Origin of the sequence: Actinokineospora auranticolor (assembly GCF_041897805.1) — a bacterium.
GTDB classification, from domain to species: domain Bacteria; phylum Actinomycetota; class Actinomycetes; order Mycobacteriales; family Pseudonocardiaceae; genus Actinokineospora; species Actinokineospora auranticolor.
The window spans coordinates 943,045-959,576 of record NZ_CP154825.1; the positions used below are offsets into that span (position 1 = coordinate 943,045).

At 71.6% G+C, this 16,532-nt stretch carries 18 protein-coding genes and 1 riboswitch; of the genes, 9 read left to right on the plus strand and 9 right to left on the minus strand.

The window, feature by feature from the left end; all coding sequences use genetic code 11:
• Positions 1–21: 21 nt before the first annotated feature.
• On the plus strand, positions 22–1,182 hold the full coding sequence (locus V5P93_RS04655) for an alkaline phosphatase PhoX (protein ID WP_104477002.1): 1,161 nt from the start codon (positions 22–24) through the stop codon (positions 1,180–1,182).
• 50 nt (positions 1,183–1,232) lie between these two features.
• Here V5P93_RS04655 and V5P93_RS04660 read toward each other — a convergent pair whose 3' ends face one another.
• Positions 1,233–1,532, minus strand: coding sequence for a 4a-hydroxytetrahydrobiopterin dehydratase (locus V5P93_RS04660; RefSeq protein WP_104477000.1), 300 nt, complete (start codon positions 1,530–1,532; stop codon positions 1,233–1,235).
• A 35-nt stretch (positions 1,533–1,567) separates the two neighbouring features.
• Positions 1,568–1,682: riboswitch (TPP riboswitch) on the plus strand.
• Positions 1,683–1,702: 20 nt separating this feature from the next.
• Here V5P93_RS04660 and V5P93_RS04665 point away from each other — a divergent pair.
• Together V5P93_RS04665 and V5P93_RS04670 are read left to right on the plus strand one after the other, a co-directional pair.
• The gene (locus V5P93_RS04665) at positions 1,703–2,728 is read left to right on the plus strand and encodes a thiamine ABC transporter substrate binding subunit (protein ID WP_104476998.1); all 1,026 of its coding nucleotides are present in this window, start codon (positions 1,703–1,705) and stop codon (positions 2,726–2,728) included.
• Positions 2,704–4,290, plus strand: a complete 1,587-nt coding sequence (locus V5P93_RS04670; RefSeq protein ID WP_104476996.1) for an iron ABC transporter permease — start codon at positions 2,704–2,706, stop codon at positions 4,288–4,290. Before V5P93_RS04665 ends, V5P93_RS04670 begins: the two co-directional genes overlap by 25 nt.
• On the opposite strand, the gene V5P93_RS04675 is transcribed toward V5P93_RS04670, so the two are convergent.
• Positions 4,287–4,559: a hypothetical protein gene (locus V5P93_RS04675; RefSeq protein ID WP_219823912.1), complete on the minus strand. Its 273-nt coding sequence runs from the start codon at positions 4,557–4,559 to the stop codon at positions 4,287–4,289. The genes V5P93_RS04670 and V5P93_RS04675 overlap by 4 nt on opposite strands.
• Before the next feature lie 10 nt (positions 4,560–4,569).
• On the opposite strand from V5P93_RS04675, the gene V5P93_RS04680 reads away from it, so the two are divergent.
• A complete protein-coding gene (locus tag V5P93_RS04680; protein WP_104476994.1) occupies positions 4,570–5,598 on the plus strand; it encodes an ABC transporter ATP-binding protein in 1,029 nt (342 codons plus the stop codon).
• A 5-nt stretch (positions 5,599–5,603) separates the two neighbouring features.
• Here the strand turns inward: V5P93_RS04680 and V5P93_RS04685 are convergent, their stop codons facing one another.
• The 4 genes from V5P93_RS04685 to V5P93_RS04700 form a co-directional block, all read right to left on the minus strand.
• Entirely contained in the window at positions 5,604–6,068 is a 465-nt protein-coding gene (locus V5P93_RS04685; RefSeq protein WP_104476992.1) for a hypothetical protein, read from the minus strand.
• Between the two features lie 133 nt (positions 6,069–6,201).
• A complete protein-coding gene (locus tag V5P93_RS04690; RefSeq protein WP_104476990.1) occupies positions 6,202–7,071 on the minus strand; it encodes an ABC transporter permease subunit in 870 nt (289 codons plus the stop codon).
• A 142-nt stretch (positions 7,072–7,213) separates the two neighbouring features.
• On the minus strand, positions 7,214–8,224 hold the full coding sequence (locus tag V5P93_RS04695) for an ABC transporter ATP-binding protein (protein ID WP_104476988.1): 1,011 nt from the start codon (positions 8,222–8,224) through the stop codon (positions 7,214–7,216).
• Positions 8,221–9,312, minus strand: a complete 1,092-nt coding sequence (locus V5P93_RS04700) for a sigma-E factor regulatory protein RseB domain-containing protein (protein WP_104476986.1) — start codon at positions 9,310–9,312, stop codon at positions 8,221–8,223. Before V5P93_RS04700 ends, V5P93_RS04695 begins: the two co-directional genes overlap by 4 nt.
• Before the next feature lie 134 nt (positions 9,313–9,446).
• On the opposite strand from V5P93_RS04700, the gene V5P93_RS04705 reads away from it, so the two are divergent.
• From V5P93_RS04705 to V5P93_RS04715, 3 genes are read left to right on the plus strand one after another with little or no spacing between them, the layout of a single operon-like run.
• The gene (locus tag V5P93_RS04705) at positions 9,447–10,172 is read left to right on the plus strand and encodes a response regulator transcription factor (protein ID WP_104476984.1); all 726 of its coding nucleotides are present in this window, start codon (positions 9,447–9,449) and stop codon (positions 10,170–10,172) included.
• Positions 10,173–10,207: 35 nt separating this feature from the next.
• Positions 10,208–11,503, plus strand: coding sequence for a cell wall metabolism sensor histidine kinase WalK (locus V5P93_RS04710; protein WP_104477753.1), 1,296 nt, complete (start codon positions 10,208–10,210; stop codon positions 11,501–11,503).
• Positions 11,504–11,559: 56 nt separating this feature from the next.
• Complete coding sequence (locus V5P93_RS04715) at positions 11,560–12,348, plus strand: (deoxy)nucleoside triphosphate pyrophosphohydrolase (protein ID WP_342752244.1); 789 nt, start codon at positions 11,560–11,562, stop codon at positions 12,346–12,348.
• A gap of 40 nt (positions 12,349–12,388) precedes the next feature.
• On the opposite strand, the gene V5P93_RS04720 is transcribed toward V5P93_RS04715, so the two are convergent.
• Positions 12,389–12,586, minus strand: coding sequence for a hypothetical protein (locus tag V5P93_RS04720; protein ID WP_104476982.1), 198 nt, complete (start codon positions 12,584–12,586; stop codon positions 12,389–12,391).
• 193 nt (positions 12,587–12,779) lie between these two features.
• Here V5P93_RS04720 and V5P93_RS04725 point away from each other — a divergent pair, with 193 nt between their 5' ends.
• Positions 12,780–13,652, plus strand: a complete 873-nt coding sequence (locus V5P93_RS04725) for a Scr1 family TA system antitoxin-like transcriptional regulator (protein ID WP_104476980.1) — start codon at positions 12,780–12,782, stop codon at positions 13,650–13,652.
• Positions 13,652–13,837, plus strand: a complete 186-nt coding sequence (locus V5P93_RS04730) for a DUF397 domain-containing protein (RefSeq protein ID WP_104476978.1) — start codon at positions 13,652–13,654, stop codon at positions 13,835–13,837. The genes V5P93_RS04725 and V5P93_RS04730 overlap by 1 nt, the downstream gene beginning before the upstream one ends.
• Here V5P93_RS04730 and V5P93_RS04735 read toward each other — a convergent pair.
• Positions 13,823–14,545, minus strand: coding sequence for a hypothetical protein (locus tag V5P93_RS04735; protein WP_146107918.1), 723 nt, complete (start codon positions 14,543–14,545; stop codon positions 13,823–13,825). The genes V5P93_RS04730 and V5P93_RS04735 overlap by 15 nt on opposite strands.
• A complete protein-coding gene (gene typA, locus V5P93_RS04740) occupies positions 14,545–16,464 on the minus strand; it encodes a translational GTPase TypA (RefSeq protein ID WP_104476974.1) in 1,920 nt (639 codons plus the stop codon). The genes V5P93_RS04735 and typA overlap by 1 nt, the downstream gene beginning before the upstream one ends.
• Positions 16,465–16,532 lie beyond the last annotated feature (68 nt).

Consider the following 16,532-nt stretch of genomic DNA (forward strand, 5'->3'; position numbering starts at 1 on the left):
GTCGAGCACCTGGAGGCGAGAGTGGAGCGTCGGGACTTCCTGCGCGTGGCCGTGGTCGGCGGGGCCGCGGCGGCGTTCGGCGGGGCGTCGTGGGGCACGGCGTTCGCGGCGTCCGCGCAGCCGGGACCGAGCCCGTACGGGGCGGTCCTGGCGCCGGACGCCAACGGGATCCGGCTGCCGCTCGGCTTCACCAGCCGGGTCATCGCGCGCACCGGGCAGAAGGTGCCCGGCACGGACTACTTCTGGCACCCCGCGCCAGACGGCGGCGCCTGCTTCGCCGACGACGCGGGCTGGATCTACGTGTCCAACAGCGAGGTTCCGCTGGTCGGCGGGGTCGGCGCGGTCAAGTTCGACGCGGCGGGGCGGGTCGTCGGCGCGTACCGGACGCTGTCGGGGACCAACGTCAACTGCGCGGGCGGTGCCACGCCGTGGGGGACCTGGCTCTCCTGCGAGGAGATCGACTACGGCCGGGTGTTCGAGACCGACCCGTGGAACCGGAAGTCGGCGGTCGCGCGGCCCGCGATGGGCCGGTTCAAGCACGAGGCGTGCGCGGCCGATGCCGACCACGGGTACGTCTACCTGACCGAGGACACCCCGGACGGTTGCTTCTACCGCTTCCGGCCCACCACCTGGGGTGACCTCTCCAGCGGCACCCTCGAGGTGCTCAAGGCCGCCGACTCGCTCACCGAGGGCCCGGTCACCTGGGGCCGCGTCCCCGACCCGGACGGTTTCCCGATCGTCACCCGCAAACAGGTACCCGGCGCCAAGCGGTTCGACGGCGGCGAGGGCTGCTACTACGCGGCGGGCACCTGCTGGTTCACCACCAAGGGCGACAACCGGGTGTGGGCCTACAACGCGAACGACTCCACGATCTCCCTGACCTACGACGACTCCCTCGTCCCACCCGGCACCGCCACCCTGACCGGAGTGGACAACGTCACCCGCACCACGGGCGGTGACCTGTTCGTCGCGGAGGACGGCGGGGACATGGAGATCGCGATCATCACCCGCGACGGTGTCGTGGCGCCCTTCCTGCGGGTGGAGGGCCAGGCGTCGTCGGAGATCACCGGCCCCGCCTTCAGCCCGGACGGCAGGCGGCTCTACTTCTCCTCGCAGCGCGGCAGCGCGGGCACCGTCTTCGGGGGTATCACCTACGAGGTCAGCGGCCCCTTCCGCGCCTGAGACCGCGGTGCGGGCGTCCGGCCGTCCGGGCGCTCGCACCGCGCCCAGGCTCACGCCTGGCGGACCGCCTCGACGACGCCGTCGATCTCGCGGGCCAGGCTCACGTCCGACGCGGTGATGCCGCCCTCGGAGTGGGTGCTGCACCGGAACGTCACCTTGTTCCAGCGGATGTCGATGTCGGGGTGGTGGTTGTCGTTCTCGGCGATCTCCGCCACACGGTTGACCACGAGCATGGCTTGGGTGAAGTCGGCCAGTTCGACGACGCGCTTGAGGGCTCCGTCGTCGAGGGTCCAGTCGGTGAGGTCGCCCAGGGCCTTGCCGATGTCCTGGGGAGTGAGCAGTTCAGCCATGGTCCCCATCCTCGCGCGGACGGCAGGCGTACGCTCATCAGCGCCACGGGAGTCCGGCGCGCGTCGGGCTGAGAGGAGGGCACGCGGCCCTCGACCGTCCGAGTACCTGATCGGGATCATGCCCGCGCAGGGAGGTCCCTCGTGGCACACGTGCGCGAGGAAGGACTTCGATGCGTCGACTGGGTGCGCTCCTGCTGACCGGCCTGCTGGCGGGGTGTTCGGTGGGTGGGACGAGCGACGGCCCCCGCACCGTGGTGCTGGTCACGCACGACTCGTTCGGGGTCGACCCGGCGGCGCTGGAGAAGTTCAAGGCGGACACCGGCATCACCGTCGACGTCCGCAAGAGCGGCGACGCGGGCGCGTTGACCAACCAGCTCGTGCTCACCAAGTCCGCCCCCATCGGCGACGTCGCGTTCGGCGTCGACAACACCTACGCCTCCCGCGCGCTCGACCAGGGTGTCTTCCTCCCCTACAAGAGCCCCGAGGCGGACAAGGGCCCGCAGCGCTACGGCATCGACAGCAACAACCTCCTCACCGCCGTCGACGTGGGTGACGTCTGCGTCAACGTCGACCCCACGCCGCTGGCCGCGCGCGAGCAGACCCCGCCCGCGACCTTCGAGGACCTCGCCGACCCGCGCTACAAGGACATGCTGGTCGTCGAGGACCCGTCGACCTCGTCGCCCGGGCTGGCGTTCATGCTCGCCACCATCGCGCACTACGGCCAGCAGGGCTGGGTCGGCTACTGGCAGCGGCTCAAGTCCAACGGCGTCAAGGTCGTCAGCGGCTGGGAGGAGGCCTACAGCCAGGAGTTCTCCGGCTCCTCCGGCAAGGGCCCGCGCCCGCTGGTCGTCTCCTACGCCTCGTCGCCGTCGGCCGAGATCGGCACCGACGGCAAGGCACGCACCTCGGCCCTGCTCGACACCTGCTTCCGCCAGGTCGAGTACGCGGGCGTGCTCAGCGGCGCCAAGAACCCCGAGGACGCCAAGAAGGTGCTGGACTGGCTGCTGTCCGAGCCGTTCCAGAAGCAGGTCCCGACGACCATGTACGTCTACCCCGCGCGCGAAGGCGTCGCGTTGCCCGCGGAGTGGCAGCAGGCGGCGCCGCAGCCGCCGAGCCCGGCGTCCTTGCCCGCCAAGGACATCCAGGCCAACCGGGAGCGCTGGATCGAGCAGTGGCGCGCGGCCGTCCGCGGCTAGCGGGGCCCCTGGCGGCCGCCGCGCTGCCGCTGGGGTTCCTGGCGGTGTTCTTCCTGTGGCCGGTCGCGGCGATCATCCGGCTCGGCATCGGCCCGGGCGTCACCCGCGCGCTGACCGCCGGTCGCACCTGGGACCTGGTCGCCTTCACCCTCGGCCAGGCCGCCGCGGCCACCGCCATCGCGCTCGTCGCGGGCCTGCCGGTCGCTTTCCTGCTGGCCCGGACCTCGGTGCGCGGCAACGGGTTCGTCCGGGCCGTGGTGATGGTGCCGTTCGTGCTGCCGACGGTCGTCGTGGGGCTGGCGTTCCGGGCGCTGCTGCCGTCGGCGGGCGTGCTCGCGATCGTGCTGGCGAACGCGTTCTTCAACGTCGCCGTGGTCGCGCGCACGGTGGCGGGCCTGTGGTCGCATGTGGACAGACGAGCGGAGGACGCGGCGCGGGCGCTCGGCGCGTCCCGGGTCCGGACGTTCCTCGCGGTGACCCTGCCCGCGCTGCGGCCCGCAATAGGCTCGGCGGCGGCGGTCGTGTTCCTTTTCTGCGCCACCAGCTTCGGCGTGGTCCTGATGCTCGGTGGCGGTGAGTACGGGACCCTGGAAACCGAGATCTACCTGCGCACGGTCCAGCTGTTCGACCTGCCGGGCGCCGCCGCGCTGTCGCTGTTGCAGGTGGTGGCGGTCGTCGCGGTGCTCGTGGCAGGCGCTTTGGTGCGGCGCCGGTCTACGGCCCTGCGGCTGCGTGGCCGCGCGGACACGGCCCGGCGGCCCAGCGGCGGCGAATGGGTCGTGGTGGCCGCCGCGTATGCCGTGGTCGCGGCCTTGCTGGTACCCGTCGCCACGCTGGTGGCCCGGTCGTTCGAGTCCGGCTTGGACGGTTACCGCGCGCTAGCGGGCCGTGGCTACCGGGGTTCCTTGGACGTCACCGGGTGGCAGGCCGTGGTCAACTCGCTGCGGGCCGCGACCGACGCCACCCTGATCGCCCTGGTCCTCGGCACCCTCGCCTGCGTCGCGCTGGTGTCCCTGGGGCGGGCCCGGATCCGGCCCGGGATCGTGGAATCCGTCGACACCGCGCTGATGTTGCCGCTGGGTGTCTCCGCGGTCACCGTCGGCTTCGGCTACCTGGTCACCCTCGACGCCCTGCCCGGCGACCTCCGCACCTCCGCCGCCCTGGTCCCGCTGGCGCAAGCGCTCGTCGTGACACCACTGGTGATCCGGATGCTGCTACCCGTGCTCCGCTCGATCGACGACCGACTCCGCCAAGCCGCCGCGACCCTCGGCGCCTCCCCCTGGCGCGTCTGGCGAGAGGTCGACGTCCCGCTGGCCGCCCGCTCCTTCCTCGGCGCCACCGCCTTCGGCTACGTCGTAGCCCTCGGCGAATTCGGCGCGACGAGCTTCCTGGCCCGCCCCGACTCGGCCACGCTGCCGGTCGTGATCGGCAGGCTCGTGGGGCGGCCGGGGGAGCTGAACAACCAGATGGCCTACGCCGGGTGCGCGCTGCTGATGCTGGTCACGATCGCGGCGGTGGTGATCGTCGACCGGCTCCGGGTCGGCTCGGTGGGGGAGTTCTAGTGCCTCAGGAAGTCTTCGACCGCGGTCGTGACCTGACCCAGCACCGCCGCCGACGCGGCCATCGGGCCGGGCACGTGCATCGAGTGGTCGGCGCCCTCGATCTCCAGCACCTCGGCGGGCAACCCGCGCAGGACGACGTCCTCGGACACCGGTTCCGGCCAGTCGACCGGATGGGTGTGGTAGCCGAGCCGCTCAGCGGCCTCCGCGGCGTAGGCGAGCAGTGGCGCGGTCACGCGGTAGCCGCGTCCGGGGAACAAGACGGTCAGCACGAGATCCAGTATGCCGGGAGGGCGCGCCGTGTTGCGGGTTGACGGGGTGACCGTGCGGTTCGGGTCGGTCGAGGCGGTGTCGGATGCCTCGCTGGAGATCGCGGACGGTTCGGTGGTGGCGTTGCTGGGGCCGTCCGGTTGCGGGAAGTCGACGTTGCTGCGTGCCGTCGCGGGCCTGGAGCCCGCTGCGGGTCGGGTGAGTTGGGATGGGACCGACCTCGCCGGGGTGCCGGTGCACAAGCGCGGGTTCGGGCTGGTTTTCCAGGACGGGCAACTGTTCCCGCACCGCGACGTCGCCGGGAACGTGGCCTTCGGGCTGCGCATGGCCGGGGTCGAGCGGGCCGAACGCGACGCGCGGGTCGAGTCTTTGCTGGAGTTGGTCGGCCTGGGCGGTTACGGCAAGCGCCGGGTGACCGAGCTGTCCGGCGGTGAGCAGCAGCGGGTCGCACTGGCCCGCGCGCTCGCGCCCCGGCCCCGGCTGCTGCTGCTCGACGAGCCACTGTCCGCTTTGGACAGAGCGTTGCGGGAGCAGTTGGCCGTCGACCTCGCCCGGCTCCTGCGCACGGCGGGCACCACGGCCCTGGTCGTCACCCACGACCACGACGAGGCCTTCACCCTCGCCGACCGCGTCGCCGTGATGCGCGCGGGCCGCATCGTCCAAACCGGACAGCCGGACGACGTCTGGCGCTGTCCAGCCGACGAGTCCACCGCCGAGTTCCTCGGCTGCGGCACCTTCCTCGACGGCAAGGCCCAGCAGGGCGAGGTGGACACCGACCTCGGGCCGATCCACCTCCCCTGGGCACCGGACGGCGCCGTCCGACTGGGCCTACGCCCGACCGCGCTGAAGGTCGGCGACGGCCCCCTGTCCGGCGAGGTCACCGCGCGGGTCCACCGCCGCGACCACGTCCGGCTGACCGTCGCCGTCGGCGATCGGACCCTCGACGCCGTGGCCCCGGTCGCCGCCACCCCTCCGGTCGGCGCCGCGGTGACCCTCGCCGTCGACCCCGACGGCGTCTCCGTCATCGGGGCCGACGGCTGACCCGCTCACGGCACGTCGCCGATGCGCCGGGGCGCGTGCTGGCCCACGGCGCAGTGCCAGCGCGCCTGGTCGTGGTACAGGCGCGGGTGCATGCCGATGTACTGGTGGACCGGGCAGGTCGGGACCAGCACCCAGTCGTGGTGGGCCACGTCCTCTTGCAGCGCCTCCGCGATCTCCACCATCGACGCCTCGCGGTCTACGGCGGTCAGCAGCGTGTCGGCCGCGTAGAGGTCGCGGCCGTCGCGCCGGATGCGGCCGGTGCCGCCGAACTCGACGTCGACCACCGGGAAGGTGAGCGCGGCGACCTCGGCGCGGCGCTGGTCGACCAGGTCGAGCAGCCACCGGCCGTTGATCTCACCGTGGCCCTGGTACACCCCCGCCAACCAGGTCCGCGTGCCCGCGCCCGCCACCCGGAACCCCACCTCGCTGTGCTCCCACAGGCTGTCCACCCACTCTTCGAAACCGGCCACGCGGTCCTCCCCCAGGAGAAAGCCCAATCCCTACGGGAGACATGACACCGCCGGGCGGCTCCCGGTTGATCGGGTACCGCCCGGCGTTCGGCCCGGCGTTCGGCGAGCACCCCCTGGGCCCGCCGGCGCGCCGTCAGCCGTCGCGGCTGAGCATCCGGCCGTAGGCGATCGAGATGCCGATGACCATGTAGCAGACGGCCCGAAGCACGCCCTCGCCGAGCGGGGCCCAGTCCAGCGGGTCGCGCACCACCTCGCCGATCGACTCCCAACTGCTGATGATCAGCACCGGGTCCAGCCAGTCCAGCGCCGGGATCGCGCTGAGCACCCCGGAGACGATCAGCAGACCCAGCGAGCACACGATGACGATCAGCGGGTGCTCGGTGTAGGCCGACACCGCGAGCGCGACCGCGGCCAACGCCCAGATCTGGACGGTCAGCAGCACGATGGTCAGCCCGATGCGGCCCAGCCCGTCGACGAACGGCAGCTGCGTGCCGGACGAGCTGAGCATCCCGTCGCCGCCGAGCAGGAGCAGACCGGTCACCAGGCCGGTGACGGCCATCAGCACGATCGACAGCAGGACCACCGTCGCCACGCCCATCGCCTTGACCGCCAGCAGCCGCCCCCGGCCGACCGGGGCGAGCAGCAGCCCGCGCAGCGTGCCGTGCGCCGACTCACCGGCCAGCGCGTCCGCGGCGAGCATCGCGCCGGTCAGCGGCAGCAGCATGTTCAGCGCGAGGACCAGCGCGAAGATCGGCAGCAGCATCCCGTTGCCGTCGACCAGCGCGGCCAGCCCGTCGACCGAGTCCCCGTCGGACGACGACGAACCGGACGCGGCGATGGAGATCCCGATCCCGGCCACCACCGGCACCAGCCCCAGCAGCCCGATCCCGATGATGTTGCGCGGCCTGCGCAGGATCATCCGCAGCTCGGAGCGGAACAACCGGAGCAACGGCGCCCGCCGCACCGGCGCGCCCACCTCGGCGCCCACAGTCATGGCGGTCATCGTTCCCCCTCGGCTTCCTCGGTGTGGCGCGTCCGGATTGCCCCGGCCGGACGCGGTGAACGGGTGGTGGTCGGTCGGTTCGCGGGCCGACGGGTGGCCGGTCCGGCACCCGGTCGCCCGGATGCCGTGTCGCGGGTCTTGGTCATCGCGCGTCCTCTGGCAACAGGGTCTCCAGGTCGGCCAGGTCGGCGACCGCGGTGTCCTCGGTCAGGCGGGCGAACAGGTCTTCCAGCCCCGTGCGCTGCCTGCGGACCTCGTGCACCGGCACCCCGGCCCGCACCAGCGACGCCACCACGTCCGGCGCGGTCGTCGCCGTCAGGTCGACCAGCACGCCCTCCGGCACCGGGCGGGCCGCCACGCGGTCCTCGCGCAGCGCGTCCACCGCGAGGGTGACCTCCGGCGTCGTGACCAGCAGGTTGGCCGTACCGGCCTCCAGCAGGGCCGACAGCTCCCCCTGAGCCACCACCAACCCCTGGTTGAGCACCGCGACGTGCGTGCAGGTGGCCTCCACCTCGGACAGCAGGTGCGACGACACCAGCACGGTCGTCCCCGCCGCGTGCAGGTCGGCGATCACCGACCGCACCTCGCGGGTACCGGCCGGGTCCAGCCCGTTCGTCGGCTCGTCGAGCACCACGAACCGGCGCGGCACCAGCAGCGCCGACGCCAGGCCGAGGCGCTGCTTCATGCCCAGCGAGTAGGCCCGGAACCGCCTGCCCGCCGCGTGCGCCAGGCCGACCCGCTCCAGCGCCTCGCCGACCGCGTTCGGGATCTCCGCCGAGGTCAGCAGCGGCTCCGCCGCCGCGACCCGCAGCAGGTTGTCGCGCCCGGAGAGGAACGGGGAGAACCCCGGCCCCTCGACCAGCGCGCCGACACCGGGCAGCGCGTGCGCCGCGCCGTCGGGCATCTTGTGGCCCAGCAGCTCCACCTCACCGGAGGTGGGGGTGACCAGGCCGAGCAGCATCCGGATGGTCGTGGTCTTGCCTGATCCGTTGGGGCCGAGCATCCCCATCACCGCGCCCGCCGGGACCTCCAGGTCCACGTGGTCCACCGCGACGGTGCCGCGGTAGACCTTGCGCAGACCGCGGGTGCGGGCGGCGGGCGGGACGGTCGCGGCCCCCACCGCGACCGTCCCCGGCTCGGACTCGGCCGTCACTTCTGCCCGAGCGCGTCGACGAGCACCTGCTGCGGCACCGCGCCGACCGCGATGCGGCCGTCGGTGGTGATCAGCGCGGTACCCACGTGGGTGGAGATGGCGTAGCCGGTGCCGAACGGACCGGTGACCTCCTTGGCGAACTGCTTGATCAGCGCGCCGGGGGTCTCACCGCCGCGGCCGTTCCCGGTGGGCAGGCCCTGGCTGAGCAGCTGCGCCGGGAACTTGCCGGTCAGCACGGTGTCCCAGCCCTCGCCGACGGTCTTGAAGTCCAACCCGCCGAGCAGGCTCTCGACGTTCTTCTCGTCGAACCCGTGGGTCTTGGCGTCCTTGCCGTCGGTCACCTTGGCGCCCGCGGGCGGGGTGAAGGTGAACAGCGCCGGGTCCTGCGGGCCGGGCTTGAACTCGGTGAACCCGACCCGCACCGCCGGGTCGGCCTGGCCGTTGGCCAGCACGTCGAGCCGCAGCGGCAGCCGGGTCTCGGAGTCGACCGACACCCGGATCTCGCGGAGCAGGGTGCGCTCGGTCGGCTTCGGGGTCAGCACCAGCTGGTAGACCGGCCTACCCGCGACGCGGGCGGTGCCGTCCACGGTCAGGGTGCTGTCCCTCTGCATGAGCCCGACGACCTCGCGGGCGGTGCCCGCCGGGTCGGCCAGCTGCTCCGGGGTGCCCTTGTCCTCGGTGTCGGAGTCGGTGTTGGCGTACTTGGTCACCGAGCGGTTCGCGGAGTTCCACACCCAGGTCGTGCCGTTGTTGTGCACGACGGTCCGCTCGGACTGCCCCTGGTCGATCGAGATGCGGCCCGCGCCGTCGCCGTTGGCGTAGACGTGCGCGATGGCGTCGCCCTCGGCGCTGCTCGCGGGCAGGCCCGGGATGGGCAGGCCGATGTTCTGCTGGAACTCGACCGCGCCCGACAGCGCGGGGATGTGGTCCTTGCTCAGGACCGACTCGACCAGCGCCTCCGCGCTGATGCCGGGGAGTGCCGGGGGCGGCTCGTTCGCCCCGGCCGGGCTCGCGATCAGGACCAGCCCGACCACACCCGTGGCCGTCCCCGCCGCCGCGACGGACAGTGCCGTCTTCTTCCTGTTCATTGCTCTCTCTCCCTGTTCGGGTGGTTGTTCCCGCACCGAGAACAGTGCTCCCCGTCGCCTGAGATGGCGCTGAGAGCGAGTCGGCTGCTGAGAGTCGGCTGAGAGTGGGCTCCGCAACCGTCGTGGTTAGCGCAATGATGACACCCGTGAAGCCTCGGGTACTGGTGGTCGACGACGAGCCGGGTGTGCGCCGCGCGCTACAACGCGGGTTGACGGCCGAGGGTATGGACGTAGTAGTCGCAGGTGACGGGCCCAGCGCACTGCGGATAGCCCTTACCGGCACCTTCGACGTCATCTTGCTCGACATCATGCTGCCGGGGCTTTCCGGCTATCGGGTCCTGGAGCGGCTGCGCGGTGAGGGCGTGCGGACGCCTGTCTTGCTGGTGTCGGCCAAGGACGGCGAGATCGACCAGGCGGACGGTCTTGACCTGGGGGCGGACGGGTACCTGGTTAAACCGTTTTCCTTCGTAGTGCTTGTTGCGCAGGTGCGGGCTGTCTTGCGTCGTGGGGCGGAAGAGGGCGGTGGGCGCAAGCTGCGGTTGGGCCAGTTGGAGGTCGACCGGGGGACGCGTGAGGTGCGGTTCGCGGGGGTGCCGGTGGCCTTGAGCCCTCGTGAGTTCGCGGTGCTGGACACGCTCGCGGGCCGCGCCGGCGCCGTAGTGACCAAGGACGAGCTCTTGCGCGCGGTGTGGGGTGACGAGCAGGCGGCTACCCGCAACGCGGTAGAGGTCTACGTCGGCTACCTGCGGCGCAAGCTCGACGCGGCGGGGGCGGACGGGATCGTGCGTACCGTGCGCGGTCACGGCTACCTGGCGTCCACCAGCGAAATCGACTCCGCGCTCGACTCGCCGCCCAGGTGAGGCCGCGCTTGAGCGGCCTGTGGCTGCGGCGCTCGATGCGCTTCCGGATCACCACCGTGGCCACGGCGGTGACGCTGCTGGTGCTGTTGTGGCTGGCGGTGGTGAGCAGCCGGATGATCGGGCCGCTGCTGGTGCGCTCGGCGGACGACGAGCTGGCACCGGTGCTGGCGTCGTCGATTTCGAGCGTGAGCCGGGGGGCCGCGCCTGCCCAGCTGCCGAACGTCCAGGTGCACGTGCTCGACACCTCGGGGGCACCGGTGGACGGACTGCCCCGACCGCTGCTGTCGAGCGGCGACGTCCGGGTCCTGAAGGCCGGTACCTCGGTACTGCGGCTGGACGACGTGCCGCCGACGCGCTGGCTGGGGACGGTCGCCACGACCCCGGACGGGTCACAACGGCTTGTCGTCGTGGGGACGGGTCTGTCGGGGTACGCGGCGGCCCAGCGCAGCGCCCTGCGGTGGCAGCTGATCGCGGCGATCATCGCGGCTTGCGCGGCGGCCCTCGCCACGTGGGTGGCGGTGCGGTCGGCGCTGCGACCGGTGGAGCGCATGCGCCAAGCCGCGGCCCGCCTCGGTGCGGGCAGGCGGTTGCCGCTCCCGTCATCGCACGACGAACTGCGCTCCCTGGCGGGCGCCCTGAACGATTTGTTGGCCCGTCGGGACGAAGCGGCGGACCGACTTCGGCGCTTCACCGGAGATGCGGCGCACGAGCTGCGGTCGCCGGTCGCGTCGATCCGGGTGCAGGCGGAGGTGGCGGTCGCGCATCCGGATCCAGACCTGGCGCAGGAGGTCCTGACCGACGTCATGCGCGAGTCGGAGCGGCTTTCCTCGCTGGTGGACGGGCTGTTGACCCTGGCTCGGTCGGATGCGGGGGAGGTGCCGCCCGCCGAACCGGTGGACTTGGCCGCAGCGGCCGTGTCTGCGGCGGCCAGGTATCCGGATGGTCCGTCCGTGGTGGTGCATGTGCCCGCCGGGCTGTGCTGGGTACTGGCGGCACCGTCCGAAGTGGACCTGGTGCTGGACAACCTGTTGCGCAATGCCTGCCGCCATGCGCGTTCCCGGATCACGGTGACCGTCATCGGCGGGGCCGCGGCGAGCCGACTTGTGGTGGATGACGACGGTGAGGGGATTGCGCCGGAGCACCGTAAGAAGGTGCTTGACCGGTTCTATCGCGTACAGGACGACCGGGCTCGTAGTAGTGGTGGGACGGGGTTGGGGCTGGCGTTGGTGGCGGAGGTCGTCCGTCGGCGGGGCGGGGCCGTGCGGGTGGGGGAGTCACCTGAGGGCGGGGCCCGGTTCCTGGTGAGTTGGCGGTCCGTGTCGGTGGTCTGAGCGCTCGCGCGGCGGGTCCTGCGGGGTGGTTCGCCTCGGCTGGGGAGGATGGAGCCGTGCGTGCTGTCGCTGCTGCTCTGGTCGAGGCCTCGGTCGTCGGGGTGAAGGCGCCTTTCCCGTTGCTCGCGGAGGGCGACGAGGTGTGGGTGGGTGACGTCGCGCTGCGAGTCGTGCGGCTCGACGCGGACGGGTTGGTGGCCGAGGGGTCAGGCGGAACGTTGCGGATTGCGGTTGCCGGGGATGGGGTGCAGGCGACCGGGGCGGTTCCGGGTGGTGCGGTGCCGGTGCGGTCGCCGGAGTTGCGGGATGGGCGGGTGGTGCGGTCTGGCGGGGATAGGCCGGAGGCGGCAAGTGCGGGGGGTGTGTTGCGCATTGCGGTAGCCGGTGATGAGGTGCTGGTGTCCGGGGTGGTGCCGGAGGGGATTGCCGAGCGGGTGTCGGCGCGGGTGGCTGAGCTGCGGGAGGCGCGGGTGGTTGTGGGGGCCGCGATCGTGGCCGGTGGGCGGTTGCTGGTGCAGGAGCGGGGGTTTCCGGCGGAGGTTGCCGGGAAGTGGGAATTGCCGGGTGGGCGGGTCGAGCCGGGGGAGTCCGATGTGGACGCTCTGCGGCGGGAGTGCCGGGAGGAGTTGGGGGTCCGGGTCGAGGTCGGGGAGCCGGTGGGGGTGGACGTGCCGCTGCGGCGTGACCTGGTGTTGCGGGTCTACTCGGCGTCCGTGGTGGAGGGGGAGGTCGCGGCCTTGGAGCACCGGGGTGTGCGTTGGGTGGGGAGCGTGGAGTTGGCGCAGGTCGACTGGCTGCCCGCGGACCGGGTGCTGGTGCCCGCGCTGGGGGAGTTGCTGGGGTGACGGGTTCGGTGCGCCGGGCGGGCGCACCGAACCGGGGGTGTCAGTGGGTGGCGAGTTCGGCCTGGCAGCGGGCGATGAGGGCGTCCAGCGCCGGACGGGTGAACTGGAGGCAGAACAGCTGCCCGAGCCTGCTCTCGTTGAAGTGCAGGTCGACGGTGTCCTTGTCCTGCTCCACCCGAATCGGGCAGTCCGGCGCGACGGTGACCACGGTGTCGAAGGTCAGGGCGGTGTGACTCATGAGAGCGCTCCCAGTGGGATTGGTTCGGGGTGCGGTGATGGCCCTGCGATCACGCACGACTACGCTGCGATCACGCGAGGGGCCAGTTCGGACCCGGTGGGATACTTGTATCCCAAACCGTAGGGGGTACGTGTGCCCAATGGCATTCCCTCAATCGGGGGAACTTCTACGATGATCGTCTGGAGGAAGACTCATGGCTAAAGGCACGTCGACGATGCCCCGGGTGTTCCTCGGCGTAGCCCTGCACCAACTCCGGGTGGACGCGGGAATCTCGTTGGAGACCGCTTCCCGGCACATCGGCAAGAGTCGCCAACGGCTGATGTACCTGGAAGAAGGCTGCGCCACCCTCACGGCGGACGAGCTGACGAAGCTCGCGGAGTTCCTTGGTGCCGAAGGGGATCGGCTGACCGAACTCGAAGCCCTCGGTGTGGATGCCCGGAAATCCCCGACCGGCGACCCGTACACGGACCTGGGACCGGAGTCCTGGCGCCGAGTGGCCTACCTCGAGGCCAAGGCGCAGACCATCCAGTCGTACGAGAACGGCGTCTTCCCGGCCCTGCTCCAAAGCGCGGACTACGCGGAAGCCTTGATCCGGGCAACGGAAGGGATCTGGCAAGAACCGCTGTCCGACAAGTTGCGCCGGAGCCGGGCGGCCTTCCGGCTGGAGCGCCAGCGGCGCGCCTTCGAGGCGGAGGAAGCGAAGCGGGTCTCCTTGTACTTCACGGAAGACACCTTCAACCAGGCGGTGGGCTCCCCGGAGGTCATGCACGCTCAGGGGCGGCACATCCTCGACCTCGCCGAGCTCCATGACAACCTGGATGTCAGGGTTATCCCGGCGACGACCTGGGACAATCCCGCGCAGCGGGGTGGCTTGTCGCTCTTCGGTTTCAGCGACCTGGTGCGCTCGATCGGATTCTTGTCGGTCCTCTATGGACCTTCGACCTACATGAACGCAGCGGAGGACACCGCGCGCATGTCCCGTGCGTTCAAACGGCTGGATGAACTCGCGCTAGGTCGAGACGACACGCTGACACTGATTGCGGCGAGAGTGAAAGGGTTCAGTTGATGAGTTATGCCCCACGGGACACCGGCTGGTTCAAGAGCAGCTTCAGCGGCGGCGCGGATGACAACTGTGTCGAGGTGCGCTTCGCCGAGGGCGAGCCGGTGGCGGTCCGTGACTCCAAGAACCCCGGCGCGACCCTTTCCTTCAGCCCCAACGCTTGGGCCTTGGCCGTCTCACTCGGCCAGTAGCCGTTCCGCCGCTGCCCTGCGCACCTTGTCCGCCAGGTCGTTGCGGAGGGCTTTGGCCAACACCGCCAGTTTCGCGGTTCGGGTGGTCGGGAGGTTCCTCTCGACCACCGCCGCGAGTTCCGGCTCCGCCAGCGAATCGCACCACAGGGTCGCCGCGTCGTAGCCCGCCGGGGCTTGGCCCCAGTGGTCCCAGTCGAGCAGGGCCGGAGTCGGTTGCCGCAGGTGCGGCCAGCGGACGTTGCCGTTGGCGGTTTCCCACGCCTCGACCTCGACCCGGGCCCCGTGCCCGTAGGCGTACTTCACCGCCCGGTCGATCTCGGCCTGGCTGATCATCACGCGGTCCGTCGGGTGACTAGCCACCACCGACAGCACCGAACCCAACGCGCGCCACCAGGAATCGGGCAACGCCAAGGCGTCCGCGACCGGGTCGCCCCCTGGGCGGCTCACCAGCTCCGCCCGGAACGTCAACCCCTCGGTCCACTCGCACGCGTCCAGCACCAGCGGTTTCGGCACCGCCACCGCACCGGCATCCGCCAGGCCCGACCACAGGAACACTTCCTGCGCGCTCCCGACCACCACCCGCACGCTCACCGCGTCCCCGTGCGCCCACGCGGCCCGGCCGAGGACCTCCACGTCCCCCACCGAAACCCCGAAACCGGCTGCGGCCCGCACAAGAGCGGGCCGCAGCAGTTCCGGTAACGCGCGCACTACTTCTGGTCGCGGGCCTTGTCCCGCGACCGCTGACGACCGCGGGTGGTCGCGTCCAGGATGGTCTTGCGGACGCGGACGAAGTCCGGGGTGACCTCGACGCACTCGTCGTTGGCGCAGAACTCCAGGGCCTCTTCCAGGCTCAGCTTCCGCGGCCTGGCCAGGGTCTCCATGACGTCCGCCGAGGAGGAGCGCATGTTGGTGAGCTTCTTCTCCTTGGTGACGTTCACGTCCAGGTCCTCGGCGCGCGGGTTCTCGCCGACGACCATGCCCTCGTACACGTCCGCGCCGGGCTCGACGAAGAACGTGCCGCGGTCGGCCAGCTGCAGCATCGCGTACGCGGTCACCGGGCCCTGCCGGTCGGCCACCAGCGAGCCCGAGTGCCTGCTGCGGATCTCGCCCGCCCACGGGAAGTAGCCCTCGAAGATCGCGTTGGCGATGCCGGTGCCGCGGGTCTCGGTCAGGAAGTCGGTGCGGAAGCCGATCAGGCCCCGGGACGGGACCACGAACTCGACCTTGATCCGGCCGGAGCCGTGGCCGCTCATGTTCTCCAGGCGGCCCTTGCGGTTCGCCAGCAGCTGCGTGATCGCACCGAGGTGCTCCTCCGGCGCGTCGACCGTCAGGTGCTCGAACGGCTCGCACAGCTTGCCGTCGATGGTGCGGGTGACGACCTCCGGCTTGCCGACGGTCAGCTCGAAGCCCTCGCGGCGCATCTGCTCGACCAGGATGGCCAGCGCCAGCTCGCCGCGGCCCTGCACCTCCCACGCGTCCGGGCGCTCGGTGGGCAGCACGCGCACGCTGACGTTGCCGACCAGCTCCACGTCCAGCCGGGTCTTCACCATGCGCGCGGTGAGCTTGTTGCCGCCGCTGCGGCCCGCCATCGGCGACGTGTTCACGCCGATGGTCATCGAGATCGCGGGCTCGTCGACGGTCAGCCGGGGCAGCGCCACCGGGTTGTCCACATCGGCCAGCGTGTCGCCGATGGTGATGTCCGGGATACCGGCGATCGCGACCAGCTCACCGGCGCTCGCCTCTTCGGCGGGCACCCGCTCCAGGGCCTCGGTGACCAGCAGCTCCGTGATGCGCACGTTCGACACCGAGCCGTCCTCGCGCATCCACGCCACGGTCTGGCCCTTGCGGATGCGACCGGCGTAGACCCGGCACAGCGCGATGCGACCGAGGAAGCTCGACGCGTCCAGGTTGGTCACCAGGGCGCTCAGCGGGGCCGACGGGTCGGCCAGCGGCGCCGGGACCTTGTCCAGCAGCAGGTCGAACAGCGGGTCCAGGTTCTCGCTGTCGGGCAGGCCGCCGTCCTCGGGCTGGGTCAGGCTCGCCCGACCGGCGCGCGCCGAGGCGTACACCACGGGCAGGTCCAGCACCGACTCGTCCAGGTCGTCGAGCTCGGCGGCCAGGTCGAGCAGCAGGTCGTGGGTCTCCTCGACGACCTCGGAGATCCGCGCGTCCGGCCGGTCCACCTTGTTCACCACGAGCACGACCGGCAGCGACGAGGCCAGCGCCTTGCGCAGCACGAACCGGGTCTGCGGCAGCGGGCCCTCGCTGGCGTCGACGAGCAGCAGCACGCCGTCGACCATGGACAGACCGCGCTCCACCTCGCCGCCGAAGTCGGCGTGGCCGGGGGTGTCCACCACGTTGATGACGATCGGCCCGTCCGGCGTCTGGCGGCGCACGGCGGTGTTCTTCGCCAGGATCGTGATGCCCTTCTCACGCTCCAGCTCGCCCGAGTCCATGACCCGGTCGACGACCTCGGCGCGGGCGGTGAAGGCGCCGGACTGGCGCAGCATGGCGTCGACCAGGGTGGTCTTGCCGTGGTCGACGTGCGCGACGATGGCGACGTTGCGCAGATCGTGGCGGCGCAGGCCGGTGGGGGCCTGCTCGGCGGCGGTGGTCGCAGTGGGCACGCGTGTGCTCTCCGGTTTCCTAGCTCTGGCGGTTGAGGGCTACCCGGCGGCATCACGCTGGTGGGGCG

Excerpts from the sequence above, each read along its gene's own strand:
- V5P93_RS04660 (WP_104477000.1), bottom strand. The coding sequence starts at position 1,532 with ATGGCTGAACTGCTCACTCCCCAGGACATCGGCAAGGCCCTGGGCGAC.
- V5P93_RS04665 (WP_104476998.1), top strand. The coding sequence starts at position 1,703 with ATGCGTCGACTGGGTGCGCTCCTGCTGACCGGCCTGCTGGCGGGGTGT.
- V5P93_RS04680 (WP_104476994.1), top strand. The coding sequence starts at position 4,570 with ATGCCGGGAGGGCGCGCCGTGTTGCGGGTTGACGGGGTGACCGTGCGG.
- V5P93_RS04690 (WP_104476990.1), bottom strand. The coding sequence starts at position 7,071 with ATGACCGCCATGACTGTGGGCGCCGAGGTGGGCGCGCCGGTGCGGCGG.
- V5P93_RS04700 (WP_104476986.1), bottom strand. The coding sequence starts at position 9,312 with ATGAACAGGAAGAAGACGGCACTGTCCGTCGCGGCGGCGGGGACGGCC.
- V5P93_RS04705 (WP_104476984.1), top strand. The coding sequence starts at position 9,447 with ATGATGACACCCGTGAAGCCTCGGGTACTGGTGGTCGACGACGAGCCG.
- V5P93_RS04710 (WP_104477753.1), top strand. The coding sequence starts at position 10,208 with ATGCGCTTCCGGATCACCACCGTGGCCACGGCGGTGACGCTGCTGGTG.
- V5P93_RS04720 (WP_104476982.1), bottom strand. The coding sequence starts at position 12,586 with ATGAGTCACACCGCCCTGACCTTCGACACCGTGGTCACCGTCGCGCCG.
- V5P93_RS04725 (WP_104476980.1), top strand. The coding sequence starts at position 12,780 with ATGGCTAAAGGCACGTCGACGATGCCCCGGGTGTTCCTCGGCGTAGCC.
- V5P93_RS04730 (WP_104476978.1), top strand. The coding sequence starts at position 13,652 with ATGAGTTATGCCCCACGGGACACCGGCTGGTTCAAGAGCAGCTTCAGC.